Annotated in this window: 13 protein-coding genes; 11 read left to right on the forward strand and 2 right to left on the reverse strand. The window is 32.6% G+C overall.

All coding sequences use genetic code 11. From position 1 onward, the window contains the following. Positions 1-206 precede the first annotated feature (206 nt). On the forward strand, positions 207-593 hold the full coding sequence (locus ABJF52_RS01440; protein WP_348145233.1) for a hotdog domain-containing protein: 387 nt from the start codon (positions 207-209) through the stop codon (positions 591-593). Positions 594-596: 3 nt separating this feature from the next. Here the strand turns inward: ABJF52_RS01440 and ABJF52_RS01445 are convergent, their stop codons facing one another. Then, complete coding sequence (locus ABJF52_RS01445) at positions 597-1898, reverse strand: dipeptidase (protein WP_348145236.1); 1302 nt, start codon at positions 1896-1898, stop codon at positions 597-599. Between the two features lie 197 nt (positions 1899-2095). Between ABJF52_RS01445 and ABJF52_RS01450 the strand changes: the two genes are divergently transcribed. The 6 genes from ABJF52_RS01450 to ABJF52_RS01475 are packed head-to-tail and all read left to right on the forward strand — an operon-like array spanning position 2096 to position 10577. Beyond that, positions 2096-3856 carry an ATP-binding protein gene (locus tag ABJF52_RS01450; protein WP_348145239.1) on the forward strand — a complete coding sequence of 587 codons (1761 nt, stop codon included), beginning with the start codon at positions 2096-2098 and terminating at the stop codon, positions 3854-3856. Further along, on the forward strand, positions 3857-4243 hold the full coding sequence (locus ABJF52_RS01455) for a response regulator transcription factor (RefSeq protein ID WP_348145242.1): 387 nt from the start codon (positions 3857-3859) through the stop codon (positions 4241-4243). Between the two features lie 31 nt (positions 4244-4274). Beyond that, a complete protein-coding gene (locus ABJF52_RS01460; RefSeq protein ID WP_348145245.1) occupies positions 4275-6767 on the forward strand; it encodes a hypothetical protein in 2493 nt (830 codons plus the stop codon). Between the two features lie 51 nt (positions 6768-6818). Then, positions 6819-8210 (forward strand): glycosyltransferase, encoded by a 1392-nt coding sequence (locus ABJF52_RS01465; RefSeq protein ID WP_348145248.1) that lies wholly within the window; start codon positions 6819-6821, stop codon positions 8208-8210. A 2-nt stretch (positions 8211-8212) separates the two neighbouring features. Continuing rightward, positions 8213-9337, forward strand: a complete 1125-nt coding sequence (locus tag ABJF52_RS01470; protein WP_348145250.1) for a hypothetical protein — start codon at positions 8213-8215, stop codon at positions 9335-9337. Then, the gene (locus ABJF52_RS01475; protein WP_348145253.1) at positions 9330-10577 is read left to right on the forward strand and encodes a YaiO family outer membrane beta-barrel protein; all 1248 of its coding nucleotides are present in this window, start codon (positions 9330-9332) and stop codon (positions 10575-10577) included. The genes ABJF52_RS01470 and ABJF52_RS01475 overlap by 8 nt, the downstream gene beginning before the upstream one ends. A 520-nt stretch (positions 10578-11097) precedes the next feature. Here ABJF52_RS01475 and ABJF52_RS01480 read toward each other — a convergent pair. Continuing rightward, complete coding sequence (locus ABJF52_RS01480; protein WP_153754523.1) at positions 11098-11961, reverse strand: RNA polymerase sigma factor RpoD/SigA; 864 nt, start codon at positions 11959-11961, stop codon at positions 11098-11100. A 184-nt stretch (positions 11962-12145) separates the two neighbouring features. Between ABJF52_RS01480 and ABJF52_RS01485 the strand changes: the two genes are divergently transcribed. The 4 genes from ABJF52_RS01485 (at position 12146) to ABJF52_RS01500 (ending at position 16403) form a co-directional block, all read left to right on the forward strand. Then, the gene (locus ABJF52_RS01485) at positions 12146-12655 is read left to right on the forward strand and encodes a DUF6155 family protein (RefSeq protein ID WP_348145257.1); all 510 of its coding nucleotides are present in this window, start codon (positions 12146-12148) and stop codon (positions 12653-12655) included. A gap of 246 nt (positions 12656-12901) precedes the next feature. Continuing rightward, on the forward strand, positions 12902-14413 hold the full coding sequence (locus tag ABJF52_RS01490) for a DEAD/DEAH box helicase (RefSeq protein WP_348145260.1): 1512 nt from the start codon (positions 12902-12904) through the stop codon (positions 14411-14413). Between the two features lie 43 nt (positions 14414-14456). Next, positions 14457-15680, forward strand: a complete 1224-nt coding sequence (locus tag ABJF52_RS01495; protein WP_348145263.1) for a glycosyltransferase — start codon at positions 14457-14459, stop codon at positions 15678-15680. 171 nt (positions 15681-15851) lie between these two features. Beyond that, entirely contained in the window at positions 15852-16403 is a 552-nt protein-coding gene (locus ABJF52_RS01500; protein WP_348145266.1) for a hypothetical protein, read from the forward strand. The last annotated feature ends 6 nt before the right edge of the window (positions 16404-16409 follow it).

Raw genomic sequence — 16409 nt, forward strand, 5'->3', positions numbered from 1 at the left:
ATATTTACATAAACTACTATTATATAATGATTTATATGTTGTTGTTTAAAGTTATTATATCATAAACACCATAATTTTATTTGGAATTATTAATTAATCCTTCAAATCAAAATAGTAATCCATATCAATTAAGTTACAGTTAAAAAAACGATTAGCTTAAATTTACACACTTATACAAATCACATTTATAATTTAATAAGTACAGCATGAGATTTCATACAAGAAAATGGGTTAAGCCAGAAGATTTAAATGCAAATGGCACCTTATTCGGAGGTAAATTGTTGGCATGGATTGATGAAGAAGCAGCTCTTTATTGTATTGTTCAACTCGAAAACAAGAAGATTGTCACTAAATTTATGTCTGAGATAAACTTTGTTAGCGCCCCATTACAGGGAGATATTGTTGAAATAGGTATTGAAATTGTAAAATTTGGTAAAACATCTTTAACCTTAAAATCAGAAGTGAGAAATATGATGACCAGAGAGACCGTTTTAATGGTTGAAAACATTATAATGGTAAACTTGGGCGATGATGGTAAACCAGCGGTACACGGTAAAACAGAAGTAGAATTCGTTAAAGACAGACTAGCTTAGGTGCTAATTATTTTGAATTTGCGCTGCAATGGCTTGAACTTCGTCCAAGACTCTTAATAAATTACCACCCCAAAGTTTTTCAATTTCATCTTCGCTATAACCACGTTTAACTAGCTCTAAAGTTACGTTTAAGGTTTCAGAGGCGTCTGACCAGCCAGCAATGCCGCCACCTCCATCAAAGTCCGAGCTAATGCCTACATGGTCGATTCCAATCAATTTAACCATGTAGTCAATATGATTTACAAAATCTGAAACGTCTACGGCAGGAGGTACATCGGTTTTATTTATAACTGATTCCTTACCAATGGTCATCACATTGCGGTAGTTTTCTAAAAATGATTTTTTCTGCTCATCTGTTAGTGACCCAAATTTTGATCTATCATACCAATCAACTCCAATAGAATCGGCTACTTTCTGATATACAGATTTCATATATTCAGCATACTTGTCGTTCTTTTCTGTATTTAAATAGGATGAAAATGCGACCGTTTGAACCACCCCTCCATTCTCTTTCATAAGTAATAATTGCTCATCATCTAAATTTCTACTATGATTACACAATGCTCTAGCTGAAGAATGAGAAGCTATTATCGGTGCTTTTGATAAGGAAATCATTTGTTTCATAGATTCTTTAGATGGATGAGACACATCAATCATAATACCTAATCTATTCATCTCTTTTACAGCATCTTCACCTAATTTACTTAAACCATTATGTAACCATTCGTTATTCTCTTCTCCAGTATGAGAATCGCAAAATTGGCTATGCCCATTATGAGATAGAGAGATATAGCGAGCACCAAGTTCATAGTATTTTTCAATATTAGCTAAATCTTCTCCAATAGGATAAGCATTCTCAACACCAATCATGGCCACCTTTTTACCTTTTGATTGTATTTCTCTTACTTCATTAGAATTCATTGCTAAATCAATTTTATCAGGTGCAATTTCTTCACAAAGTCTATGAATAGCATCGAATTTAGCCATGGCATTATCAGATGCTTTTTTATATCCTTCAGCGTCTAAATCCCCTTGGCCAGTATATACAATTAGCCAAGCGACATCAAGTCCGCCTTCTTTCATTTTTGGAAGATTTATCTGAGTTTCTAGACGTTGCGAATAGTTAATACTGTCCGTAAAATTTTTGACATTTATGTCATCATGCGTGTCAATTGTAATTACCTCATCGTGAATTCGTTTCGCTTTTTCCTCAATGTTTTCCTTTAGCTCCTTAACATTGGTTTTTTTATTCTCTTGACAAGAAAGAATTAATAATATACAGAAAAGTAGTACAGAATTCCTCATAATAAATGGTTTAGACCTACAAATTAAGCCATTTGACAACATAAAGTAGTGGGTAGGTAACATTTTATTGTGATAATTGCCTGAATAGGTGATTTTTGAGTAACCAATCCCTGTTACTAGCAATGTTTTCATTAGGTGAGCGTCACCAACTCAAAATTTTATTTTGATTTAACTAAATAACAAAAATCAAGTCCCCCTTGAAAATCAACAACCTACTTTCTCTATTGGAGCAAATGGAATCTTTACTGAGCGAATTCTCTTTTGAAGAATTAAGCTCTGCAGAGGCAACCCATTTAAAAAAATCATTTCAAACTTTTAAGAGTGATTTGCAAATAAAAATTGATGCTCCCAATCCTATTCCGGAACCCTCAAAGGAGGAACATTTAATCAAAAAGAATACTAAGAAGCAATCGGATGAAAGTAATATAATAGCAAATGTTAGTCATGAAATTAGAACACCACTCAATGGTATTATTGGGTTTACTGATCTTTTAAAAGAAAGTAAACTTAATTCGAATCAACTAATCAATGTAAATGCTATACAAACAGCATCTAATTCTTTGTTAGAATTGGTAAACGAATTATTAGAATATTCGAAGCTCGCATCCGGTAAAGAAGTGTTTCAAAAGATTGAGTTCAATTTGTTTGGCTTAGTAAGAGACGTAATGTTTTTGTGTAATACGCTTGTGGTAAATAAAAAAGTGGAACTAATCAGCCATATCAGCGATAACGTACCAGAGTTTTTAATAGGAGACCCCTCCAAGCTTACCCAAGTATTATTAAATATAATGGGCAATGCCATAAAGTTTGTGGAAAAAGGTGAGGTTTCATTAAACATTACCTTATCGGATTCAAAAAAAGAAGCTGTTCAACTAATTTTTGAGATTACAGATAACGGAATTGGTATATCGAAGGCAAAACTCAACCAAATTTTTAAACCTTATACTCAAGCTGATTCCGACACTTCTTCAGAATATGGAGGAACTGGTTTAGGTTTAAGTATTGTTAAGCAAATAGTTGAAAATCTAAACGGTTCAATTCATGTAGACAGTAACCTAGGAGAAGGAACCACATTCAAATTTATCATTCCGTTTACACCAGGTAATGACAAATTAATTCCTATACAACCAATAGCAACAAAGAAAAGTACGAAAAATCTAAAATCAATTGTAGGGTTAAATATTTTAGTTTTTGAAGACAATGACCTCAATAAGAGATTGATAGAACAGCGCTTAAAATTGTGGAAATGCAATATGCATATAACAGAAAATGCACAAGAGGGAATTCATGTTCTTGAAAATCAAACTATTGACGTAATACTAATGGATTTACGAATGCCTATTATGAATGGGTTCGAAATAACGAAGCTCATTAGAAATAATAATAGTCAACGTATTCGTCAAATCCCAATCATAGCATTAACAGCAGATTATACAGTGCGCGATCAAGAAAAATGTACTGCATATGGTATTAATGATTATTTGCTAAAACCCTTTAGTCCAGAGGAATTATTGTCAAAAATAGTACTTCACAAAAATCAATTTATTGATATTGAAATGGTTAAGAAACCATTAAAGAAACAAAAACAAGAGAAGTTTAATTCTACAAAACTGGTAGACCTCACTAAACTTTATGAAGATAGTGATGAGGATATGGTCGTTTTAATAGATTTAGTTGGACTTTTTAAAAAGAATGCCAGCGAATTTATTTTAAATGCCGAGCAGCAGATAACTGATAAGGATAAGGAGGGACTTTCATTTTCTGCACATAAAATAAAAGCTGGGGTATTAATGGTTAAAGCCAATAGTTTAGCAAACATAGTTTTAAGAATTCAGAATGAATGTAAAAACTCGCCAGATTTTAAACATTTGGAATATTTGCATTCTCGTTTTGTAAGTGACTACAAAGAAGTGAATAAGGCACTTGATGAAGTCATTAGTAATTTAAAAAACAGCTAAATGACGAATCAAACTAGCATATTATTGGCGGAAGACGATGAGTTATTAGCGGCATTGCTAAGACATCGTTTGGAAAAAGGGGGGTATCAGGTTCTCGTAAGTAGAGATGGTAAAGAAGTAAAAGAATATCTCAGTCAAACTATTCCAGATATGATTATCTGTGATATAATGATGCCTTATTTCTCGGGGATGGAACTTATAGATTTTGTTCGAAATGAACTAAAACTAAATGTACCGATTATAATTATTTCATCAGCAGGAAATGAAGAGAATGTATTAAACGCTTTTGAGTTAGGCGCTAATGATTTCTTATCTAAACCTATTAGTCCTTCTGAGCTCTTAGTTAGGGTGGCCAAAGAATTGAAGAAAAATAAATTTGAAGCGTAGTCTGGATACATATTTTTTAAATACGCTTTTTGTGTCACCGCAAGTGAATACAGATTTGCTATGGACTTTTACGCTCATATTCGTAATTCTCTGTGGTTTATATTTTGGATTTATTTTCTTTTTCAGGAATAAATTATCGTATAGAACTAGAGCTATTGAGAAGCGAAAAAAAGAGTTAACACCGATGATAGTTGAATTTCTCTTTTATGATGAGAACTCGCATAAAGAAGAACAAACAGATTATATAAACTTAAAAGTTGAGATTCGAGAATTAATAAACAGTTCGTTTAATAGAAAAGTTTTAATTGATATTCTAATGTATTTAAGAAAGGATCTTTCTGGTGCAACGTTGAGTAAGCTGTTTAAGCTTTATCAAGAATTAGGATTGCATCATGATTCTTATGAGAAGTTAAAAAGTTGGAAATGGCAGAGAATTTCTAAAGGAATATTGGAGCTTACTCAAATGAACGTAGAAGAATCCTATGTTTTTATAACCAAGTTCATTAACGATAAGCGAGCTACTATTAGAAAACAAGCCGAGGTTGCCATTATAACTTTAAAGGCAGAGGGTCTAAATTATTTTTTAGATACCACTACCTATAGAATTTCGGAATGGCAACAACTTAAGATTTTAGAAGTACTAATTAATAAAAAGAATTATTTGCCACCAAGTTTCAACCATTGGTTGATGTCCAAAAATAACGATGTTGTGCTCTTTGCATTACGTTTAATGAAGAATTACAACCAGAGTGATGGTAATGAAGCACTTATTGAGTTATTAAAACATAGAAATTCAGATATAAAATTGGCAGCAATGTCTTGTATAAAAGAATTTCATGTAGTGGATGCATTAGAAAATTTGAAGCTAGTTTTTTGGGATAGTAAAATAGACGTAAAAATTGGTATACTCGATGTTATCAGTTCTTTAGGCGATATACAAGAAATAACTTTTTTAGAGTCTGTAGTAGCCAAGGAATCCAATTTTAATGTAAAAAGTAAATCACTTGCTTGTATAAACATTATACAACCCATGAGTGTTTTGCCAACTATAGATATACAAGCAACAGATATATTTACAACTCCAATGGATTTACCTAGAGTTGAACCCGAAGAACAAATAATTATTAAAAAGAGTAGTGTAGCTACTGAACCTAACAAAACCATTCGCAATGAACATGATATTGCTGAGGACAGATTTTCACCGCTTGAATCCAAAGTAGAAGATAAACCACCTAATGAATTAGCGAAATCAATAGAAGCTAAAAGTACTATTGAAGTGGAACAACAGGAGGAGTCGAAAGATTTAAGTGATAAACAAACCCTAGATAGTTTTAATCTTGGGTTTCTGCCTTTAATTATTTCACCTGAAGAAGGTCCTGTTTCAAAATATAAGCCAAATAACAATTTTAAAATAGCCGGTGCTATTTCCGATTTAGAAGTGGTATTTCAGGAATTTAGGAATAGCACAGATGAAGCACAAAAGGGTGTAGCATTAATTGAAAATACTAAAAACAATTTAAGTAAGATTGTTGCAGAATTTCTACCCTTAGTTATTCCTGTTGAAGAAAAATCTGAACGTATTTCAGAATTAAATGAACCCCATGATTACACTGAATTAACTGTTGTTTATTCAGAAATTTTGCCAGAAACAAATTTCCACCTAACACCATCAGCAATAAACACCATCGATATGAAAGATATTAGAAATATTGAATGTGATGTAAATGAAATAAAAAATAGCCAAAGAAAGTCTGATACTGATGAGACATCAGATACTCCCGAAATATATGAAAGTTTGGCTTCGAAGCGAGTAAATGAAAAAAGTGCTTTAGAATGGGTATTGTCTGAAAACGAGGCAAGATTAGAAATGAAACAAAAACTAAAGTCCATTTTAAAGGAACAAGATGGCATTTCCTTTAAACTTCCCAAACCAATATTTTATAACGAAAGAGAAGCAAATACAATGGCTCTATTAGATGATATAGAGGCATTAGGTGATTCACGTGAAATTCCACTTCTAAATGATTTGCATAAGAACGAAACCGAAATAACAATTAGGGAACGTATGGCCTATCTAATAGTGAAATTAGAAGGAACTGAAGTATTAAAAAGACAACCCATTAAACCCAATAGTGAAGTTGTAAGTGTATTTGAAAAAAACTTTTCAAGTTTAGCAGTGCAATCACAACTAATAATGTTAGATGAAATTGCCTTGGTAGGTGATGAGAAAGAAATACCCTTTCTAAGAAGATTGATTGCTGCATCATCTGAAAAAATAAGTAAAAAAGCAGAAAAATGTTTAGGGGAAATTCTAGTAAAATTAAATAGCCAAAAACAAAAACCTGAAGAGTTAAACCCTCCCGCTAAGAAAACTAAAACAGTTGAAGAGGGCAGAGTAGTACGTAAGGAAAACATTGAACCAGCAGAAGACATTATTGAAAAAATAGCTACGAAACCATTCAACGTTTTCGATATCGATTTTGATATTGATATGGAACAAGAAGATTTGAAAGACGCCAAATAATAAACATAGTAATTGATGGATGATGAGTTTCTAAATATAATCCTCGAGTACATGAACATCGTTTTCTTGGTGTTCACTACCGTCCTGTTTGGGGGGTATATCGTTATGTGCTATTTGGCTACACGAAACTCACTACACTATAAGCATAAAAACAGTTTTGGAGATTTGTCTAAAGTTATGGCTTCGCCACTTGCCCCTAGTATTACCATAATTGCCCCGGCATATAATGAAGGTTTAACCATAGTAGATAACATTAGATCTTTAATGTCCTTACGTTATGTAGACTACGAAGTAATGGTCGTAAATGACGGAAGTAAAGATGATACGCTTCAAAAAATGATTGATGCTTATGATTTAATAAAAATAGAGCAAGAAATAGATCCCGAATGGAAATCGAAACCAATTCGCGGAGTATACAAATCAAAACATCGTTCATTTTCAAAATTAACGGTAATAGATAAAGAAAACGGAGGTAAGTCAGATGCTTTAAATACAGGAATGCACCTGTCTACAAACCGATATGTAGGGTGTATTGATGTGGATTGTTTATTGTTGCCAGACGCTTTATTACATGTTGTAAAATCATTTTATCAGCGTTCCGAAAAACGAGTAATTGCTGTCGGGGGAGTTATAAGGGTTGCCAATTCATGCATTATAGAAGGTGGTCAATTAGAAGAAATTAAGTTGCCTAATAACTGGCTGGCGAAATTCCAGTTATTAGAATATACAAGGTCCTTTTTACTCGGGAGAATGGCCTGGGGACGCATCGATAGTTTATTAATTATTTCAGGAGCCTTTGGTTTTTTCGATAGAGAAATTGCATTGGCTGTAGGGGGTTACGATACGAATACAGTTGGCGAAGACATGGAAATTATATTTAAGATGCGCCGATACATGCACGAACAACGTTTGGCATATACTATCGAATATATTCCCGACCCGCTTTGTTGGACTGAAGTTCCGGAAGACCTCAAAATTTTAGTTAATCAGCGCGACCGATGGACTAGAGGAAACCTAGAAACACTGCAGAAACATAAGGCTATGTTTTTTAATCCTAAATATGGTCGATTAGGAATGATGAGTTATCCATATTGGTTTTTCTACGAATGGTTAGCACCCTTGTTAGAATTTACAGGCCTCCTTTGTATTTTGCTTTTCTGGTATTTAAACATTCTTAATTGGGAATTCTTTTTTGCTATAACGGCAGCGGTATGGACTTGTTCAATAATGGTGTCATTTTACGCTGTATTATGGGAGGTATATTCATACAATCAATACAATCGAAAAGATGTATTAACACTTTTGTTATTTGCTATAATCGAACCCTTAGTATATCATCCAATAGTAACGTGGTCGGCAGTTCGTGGAAATTATAAAAAATTATTTAAAGTAAAGTCTGGTTGGGGATCCCAAGTACGAAAAGGTTTTGCAAAAGCTAGTTAAAAATGAATACAAGTACGATACCTAGATATAATTTAAAGCAGTACACGAGAGTGTTCATTGCTTTTTTTGTGTCATTGGTTATTCTTTCTGTATTTCAGTATACAACTCTATATTTTAAAGATGTAGTAGATGTAATATTCAGTGTTAGTTTTTTGCAGGCAATTGTACATCATATTGGATATACTTCATTGGTTGCACTTATTCTTGTGCCTATTTTCAATTTTTTCGAAAATTGGCGTCCTAAAGTCGGGTTTAAAATAGTTTCTACTGTACTCGTTATTCTTTTAATTATTGAAACATTATTAATAGGATACTACTATACAAACTATGTTCCACTAGGGCTGGATTTAGTAGGTAATGGTTTAAATGCAATCCATCATGCTATCGTTAATTCTCAGGGAATTTCTATTTCGATAATTATTCCAATAGTAGTTATCACAGGACTATTTCATGGTTTATATAGGCTAACAAAAAAGGTCTATCATCACATTGGTAAAATGTATCCGTTTACAATTATACTATTTACCATGTTTATTGCCACGCTTTTTATAGATGGTAAACCGATAAACCTTAATAAAACGAATTATTTAGTCTCCCAATTAATTTCAAAATCTAATACAGTACAGGTAAGTGCATCAAACCATTTTGAGAATCAAGAAGTTATTTGGATAAATAGTGTTTTTAATGGGGTAAATGTGGATAAGGCCTATTTAACAGCTAAAGATCTGGCTTACGATAAAAAGTATGAACGGTCTTTACTTTTATGTAAATACATTTTAGCAAAAGCTCCAGATCATATTGACACTAAAATTTTAACAGGAAGAGTAAATGCCTGGAATGGAAATTTTGATAGGTCTATAGAAATCTTAATGGATTGTGCTAAAACTAGTACTAGCTACGTTGATATTTATTCCGCTTTGCTAGATGTTTGCTATTGGTCTAATAATAAGACCTCCACTATTGAAGTTTTAGCTTTAATAGACAAAAATAATGTGGACACCACGCAATTGGAATCAAAAATAAAACGAGCTCAAAATACTGAGAAAAAGGTAGTTGAAGTCCCTATAGAAAATTATAATCAATCCGGGAAAGTTGACTTAGTATCGACAAAAATTGAAGATGAGTAAACACGTACTTTTAGTTTTAATACTGTTTATGGCAGTTTTACCAATAAGCGCTCAAGAAGTTGCGTATAATGGTAATCCCGACCGTTCATTTTTAATTGCACGTGGTCTTGCCTTTGAAGGTCATCGCACAACAGCTCGTGATACATTGTATAGGATTCTATCGAAGTACCCTGACTATTCAGATGTTCGTAACTTATTGGCTAGTACCTATAGTTGGGATGGTAATTATGAAACGGCTAGAGCACATTTTAATAAAATTACTTCAGAAGATCGCCAGAATAAAGAAGCGTGGGTCGCAGCTATTAAAAATGAACTTTATGCTGATAACTATTATTTAGCATATAGTTTAAGTAATAAGGCATTACAATATTTAAAAAATGACATAATAATAAAAGAATTACAATCAAAAGCACTAAGCGATTTAAAGAATGCTCAAGCAATAAAATCTGAAAAAGCAATAATTGCCAAACAAATAGATACTGTTGCTCCTCAGGTTGCTAAAAATAGGATTGGCATGGGCCTTGCCCTTGAAGTATTTGATGTCGTTTTTGATCCTATGATATATAGTCATATTGAATATAGAAGAGAAACACAGGCAGGTACAATTATACCTAGAATAAACTACAGCAACAGATTTGAAACACACGGGGTACAATACGAATTGGACTTTTACCCAAAGTTTTCCAAAAAAGCATATGGCTACTTAAATTATGGATATTCTAATTCTCCAATTTATCCTTTACATAGAGCAGGAGCTGAGTTATATTTAAATTGGCCAAAGAATGTAGAACTTTCGGCAGGAATGCGTCATTTAAGTTTTACGGGGGCTACTGCAAATATCATTACCGGTAGTATCGGACTCTATAAAGGAAACTACTTCTTTTCGTTGCGACCATATGTTACACCAATAACGAGCGAATCACAAAGTAAAATTGGTTTATCAGGCAGTTTACTTGCTAGAAAATATTTTAGAGATGGAGATAATTATTTAGGATTAAATGCTATTTATGGATATTCACCAGAATTGAAACAATTACGTAGTGATGATGTTTTATTAGCAGAATCATTACTTTATATCGAATCTCAGCAATTGTTAATTGAATATCAATTTAGTTCTAAGAAAGATACCAACAATATATACAAGAGTAACTTCGGTATTACCCGTCAAGAATTGGCTTTTGATAGTGGAAATTATTATTGGTCTTTATCCGCTGGTCTCACTTGCCAAGTAAAATTTTGAGTCAGATCCGACGAAATGCAATGTAGATCGATGAACTACACCTCTCGAAATTACCGTTAATCGGGCCTTCCATAAGATTTGATGTTTTCACAACTAAAATCAAGAGATTGACCACAATTTATTGTTTCAATTGGCCGTTCTTAATATGTTTACAAAAGCAAACAAACAGAAACCCAAATCTAAATTGTTTAATCGAAACAAATAAATCAAATACTATGCTTTATGATACCTACGGGGAAGAGTACCTAGACTTCCTTCAAGAGTTAAACGAAATTTTAAGTATTAATGAACTGGCTGAACTTGACTATATGTAGTCAAATGAAGTCTACTAATCCAAATCTAAATAACATGGCAAATCTAAATCCTGACAACGCAGCTTACTTGAATTTTATTGAAGATTTAAATGATATCCTTGTTGATTTCAACATCAGCAAACTAAGTTATTCTTAGATTAAATTTAGTTGAACAAAAAAAGCCTCAATGTATATCGAGGCTTTTTTGATTTCTTGTGAGTTTTGGTTTACCCTAAATAGGTTTTTAATAATTTACTACGCGAATTATGGCGTAATTTTCGAATAGCCTTTTCTCTAATTTGTCGTACTCTTTCACGCGTAAGATCAAACGTTTGGCCAATTTCGGCTAAAGTCATGGACTGTTGATCACCAATACCGTAATATAATTTTACAACATCCGCTTCTCTTGGTGACAATGTTTCTAATGCCCTATTAATTTCAGTATTAAGCGACTGTTGCATTAATATTTTATCAGGCTTAGGAGATTCGCCAGAACGTAAAACATCGTAAAGATTTGAATCTTCGCCTTCGCGAAGCGGTGCATCCATAGATACATGACGTCCAGAATTTTTCATAGACTGTTTAACTTCGCTAACAGTCATTTCCAATTCTTTTGCTATCTCTTCAGCAGAAGGTGGTCTTTCATGTGCTTGTTCCAAATAAGAAAAAGTCTTTTTAATCTTATTAATTGAACCAATCTTGTTTAGCGGTAAACGAACAACTCTAGATTGTTCAGCTAATGCTTGTAATATGGACTGACGTATCCACCAAACAGCATAAGATATAAATTTGAATCCACGGGTCTCATCAAAGCGCTTAGCAGCTTTAACGAGGCCTAAATTGCCTTCATTAATTAAATCGGGTAATTTTAATCCTTGATTTTGATATTGTTTGGCAACAGAGACGACGAATCGTAAGTTAGCCGTAGTTAATTTTTCGAGAGCTATTTGATCTCCAGCTCGTATACGTTGTGCTAACTCAACTTCTTCACTTGCTGTAATTAAATCAATTTTACTGATATCTTGCAAGTACTTATCGAGTGATTTTGATTCTCTATTTGTAACCTGCTTGATAATCTTTAGTTGCCTCATATATTAAGTGTATTTAAGTGAATAGTAATAATTCTCATAATACATCATTCTTACGTCTTTTCCAAGAAAGAAAGAGTTTTCTTATACATTAATTATGACAATTTCGCATAGAATATATACCGTTCGATATTTATTGAGCTCAATCGTTTTTAAATACTATTTTTGAATCTTTTTAGAGGTATAAATGAGTAAAAGAGCACTAAAGAAATACTTAACCGAGCTTCCAAAAAAAGATCTTGAGGAGCAAATGATGGATTTATATACGCGATTTCCTGTGGTTAAGGAGTATTACGATTTTGTATTTAATCCGAAAGAAGAAAAGCTTTTACAACAAGCAAAGTCAAAAATATCTAACGAGTACTTTCCTATTAAAAGAAGAAAAGCCAAAGCCCGAAGGTCAACCGCTCAAAAATTTATAAAGCATTTTATAAAACTTGGAGTAGATGCACATTTAATAGCAGACCTTATGTTATTTAACATTGAAATTGCACAAACTTTTGAGGCAGAAAAAAATGTTGCTGATTCTTTTTATAAAAGCATGTTAAATTCATTTACAGAGGCTGTACATTATATATCGCTTAATGGACTTCTTGCTGATTACAAAGAACGAATAGTGAAAGTATATACCATTGTACAAGAACGTGAATGGTTATATTTAGATGAATTTTCTAAAGCTCTTGATTTTATTGATTGAAATCAAACCTCTTTAATGCTTAATGTTTTAGCTCAATTTGTGTCCATAAAAACAGTATCAGGAATTACTAGGTATAACTAAATAATACTCCAATATTGATATTAAAATTAAAGTGCAAAGAATACTAATTTTTATATTTCATGATGATTTTTTCGTTCAACTATTATTTTCTTTTAATTTTGCAAAATTGTGGTTTACACTAATTGATTGTAAAACCATGTTTAAAAATTAAACCCCATTCGATTCTTGGAGCAGCAAAAAAATACTACTGAAAAGACACTTTACGATTATCAGATAGACGATCTAAATACAATTTTTGAGCATTTAGAATCATCGTCTGCAGCTGATAATATATTATATCAACTACCAACGGGTGGGGGTAAAACCGTAGTATTCTCGGAGATTACAAAGCGCTATATCAGTCAAATGAAGAAAAAGGTAGTTGTTCTAACTCACCGTATTGAGCTTAGTACGCAAACTTCAAAAATGCTTGGTGGATTTGGTGTAAAGAACAAAATTATTAATAGTGAGGTAAAGGTATTAGACGATCAAGATGAGTATATGTGTTTTGTGGCTATGGTTGAAACCTTAAACAATCGACTGCAAGAAAATGCTATCGCACTTAAAAATGTTGGTTTAGTAATTATTGATGAAGCGCACTATAATTCTTTTAGAAAGTTGTTCAAATATTTCGAAGAAGCAACAATATTAGGTGTAACCGCAACTCCTTTAAGTTCCAATATTAAGTTGCCGATGAAAGACAACTATAAAAAGTTGATTATTGGTGAGTCTATAGGTTCTTTAATAGAAAAGAAATTTTTAGCTAAAGCTGAAGTTTATAACTACGATGTTGGATTACAAAGCCTAAAGTTGGGTATTAATGGTGATTATACCGTAAAATCATCCGATGAGTTGTATGGTAATCAGAGCATGCTTGGTAAGTTAATGACCGCTTATAATGAAGTTGCAAAGGGTACCAAAACGCTTATTTTTAATAATGGTATAAATACTTCACGTTATGTTTATGACACCTTTAAAAAGGCAGGGTATAATATTCGACATTTAGATAATAAGAATAGTGCGGCGGAACGTAAGGAAATATTACAATGGTTTCATGAAACTCCCGATGCTATTTTATCTTCTGTGAGTATTTTAACCACTGGTTTTGATGAACCGACTGTAGAAACGATTATCTTGAATAGAGCTACAAGGTCTTTAACGTTGTATTTTCAAATGATAGGTAGGGGGTCAAGGGTTTTACCTAATAAGGAGTCTTTTAATGTTATTGATTTAGGTAATAATGTTGCCCGTTTTGGAATGTGGGAGGCCCCGGTAGATTGGCAAGAAATATTCCATTTCCCAGATTTTTATCTAGAAAATATCAAAAATGATGAAGATATCGAGCGTGAATTTGTTTATGAAATGCCCGCAGCATTACGTAAAAAATTCAGTAAATCCACAGAAATCAAATACGATATAAAAGAGGAATACAAAAAGGTATTTGCTCAAGGATTAAAATCTAAAATAGTTCTGGAACGCAGTATAGAGCAGCATGCTAAGATTTGTGTAGAAAATTCTGAAGACGTTTTTGATGCTAGAATATTAGCCAAAGAGCTAAAAGAAGAAATAGCCTTTCGTGTACGGCAATATTCGTATTGCATTATGAACAACACAAAGAATTATAAAGAATGGCTAGAAGAGGATTATGAGCGTAAATTACGTCTTAATATATCTCAAAAGTTTGCCGCACGAATGTAACAACTAACACTTCGTATTTTAAACATATAATTTAGCTATTCTCTTGAAAAAGCTCCTGATAATTGCGCAAAACTGGCCAGCTCCCGATTATTCGGCTGCCGGAGTACGACTTATGCAATTGGTCACTTTTTTTAAGATTGAAGGTTATAAAATTACGATTGCAAGTACTGCTGAAAAGAGAGAAGCTTTTAATTCTGATTCAGTTGAAACCGTAAATATTAATTTGAACCATGATAGTTTTAATGGTTTTGTAAAAGAATTAAATCCTGATGTAGTTCTGTTTGATCGCTTTATGTCTGAGGAACAATTTGGATGGCGAGTTTCCGAAAATGTTCCTAATGCCATTAAGATTTTAGACACCGAAGATTTGCATTCACTACGCAAATCAAGAGAAGAAGCATTAATAACCAATTTAGTTTGGACTACCGATTTATGGAAATCACATGAGCTAACCAAGCGCGAAGTTGCTAGTATACTACGATGCGACTTAACATTAATTATCTCTAATTTTGAAATACAATTATTGGAAGAAGTGCTTCCAAACTGTGAAACGCTTTTATTGTATTTACCTTTTATGGTAAAGACTCCATCAATTCAAGAAATACAAAGAAAACCAAAATTTGAAGAAAGAAAGGATTTTCTTTTTATTGGCTTTGGCGGTCATTCGCCAAATATTGATGCAATTAACTATTTAAAAAAGGAAATATGGCCTATTATTCGAAAACAATTACCAAGCGCAAATCTTAACGTATACGGAGGTAATTTACCTCAAAAAATTACAGAATTACATTCCATTAAGGATGGTTTTCTGATCAAAGGATGGGCTAGAGATGCTCATGAGGTTATTTCGAATGCCAAAATATTATTAGCTCCATTACGTTTTGGTGCTGGGCAAAAAGGTAAATTATTAGATGCGATGCTTGGTGGAACGCCAAGCATTACCACATCAATAGGAGCTGAAGGTATGCATAATGACTTACCTTGGTGCGGCGAAATTCACGACAATTCTAAAGCATTTGCAGCGTCGGCAATCAAGACCTATACTAATTTTAAGGTATGGCAAGAATATCAAAAAAACGGGCAACAAATCCTAATTGAGAACTTTGATTCGGAAAAACTGACTAAAAATTTAAAAATCAAAACTTCAAATATTCAAAAGAATATTATAACTCATAGAAGCAACAACTTCATTGGCAATTTAATTCAGCATCAATCTATGATGGGGGTTAAATATATGTCGAAATGGATTGAAGAAAAAAATAAGTGATTTTTGATTAATTCTTTAAATAGAGAAGAATAAAAAGGGTATGTCTACATATTATATTGTCAATAAAAAGGTATATATTGAGCGCTTGAAAAATTCAATTAATTACTTACCATAAAACACAATACCATGAGCTTTTTGTATAAAAATTTGATTTTATCAAATCTATTTATAATGTTTTGTTTTACTTCGGTTGCACAAAATGATGACATTATTGTAGAAGATAGCACGGCGAACCAATTAAAAAATGATGTAGAATCAGTTGACATAATTAAGGCAGACAGTATTGTAAATTTAGATAAACGTTTGAAGTTCGGTTTGGGGTTTGGGCTAAATTTTGTTGGTGGAACAAATATTGGATTATCTCCAAATTTAGTATATCAGTTAAGTAATAAAGTGAGTCTTGCTGCTGGACTACAAGGGAATTACGCGTCTATAAAAAACTTGCAAAAAACAACAACTATTGGCGCAAATGCGGTAGTGTTATATAGCCCAGTAAATAAGTTCATTACTTTGTTAGAGTTTGCAGAATTAAATGTGAATAGAACGACTGAATTACCTACTGGTGATGTAAAAGATAAGTTCTGGGAATCAGCCTTATTTTTAGGAATAGGAATGCATCTAACTAATAATATTTCTTTAGGAGCTAAATATAATTTATTGTATGACAAAGATGAAAGTGTTTATACAAGTCCAATAATTCCCTTTGTAAATATTACTTTTTAAAACTGG

The sequence above is a fragment of the Aurantibacter sp. genome, from assembly GCF_039941195.1.
In the GTDB taxonomy this organism is placed as follows: Bacteria; Bacteroidota; Bacteroidia; order Flavobacteriales; family Flavobacteriaceae; genus Aurantibacter_A.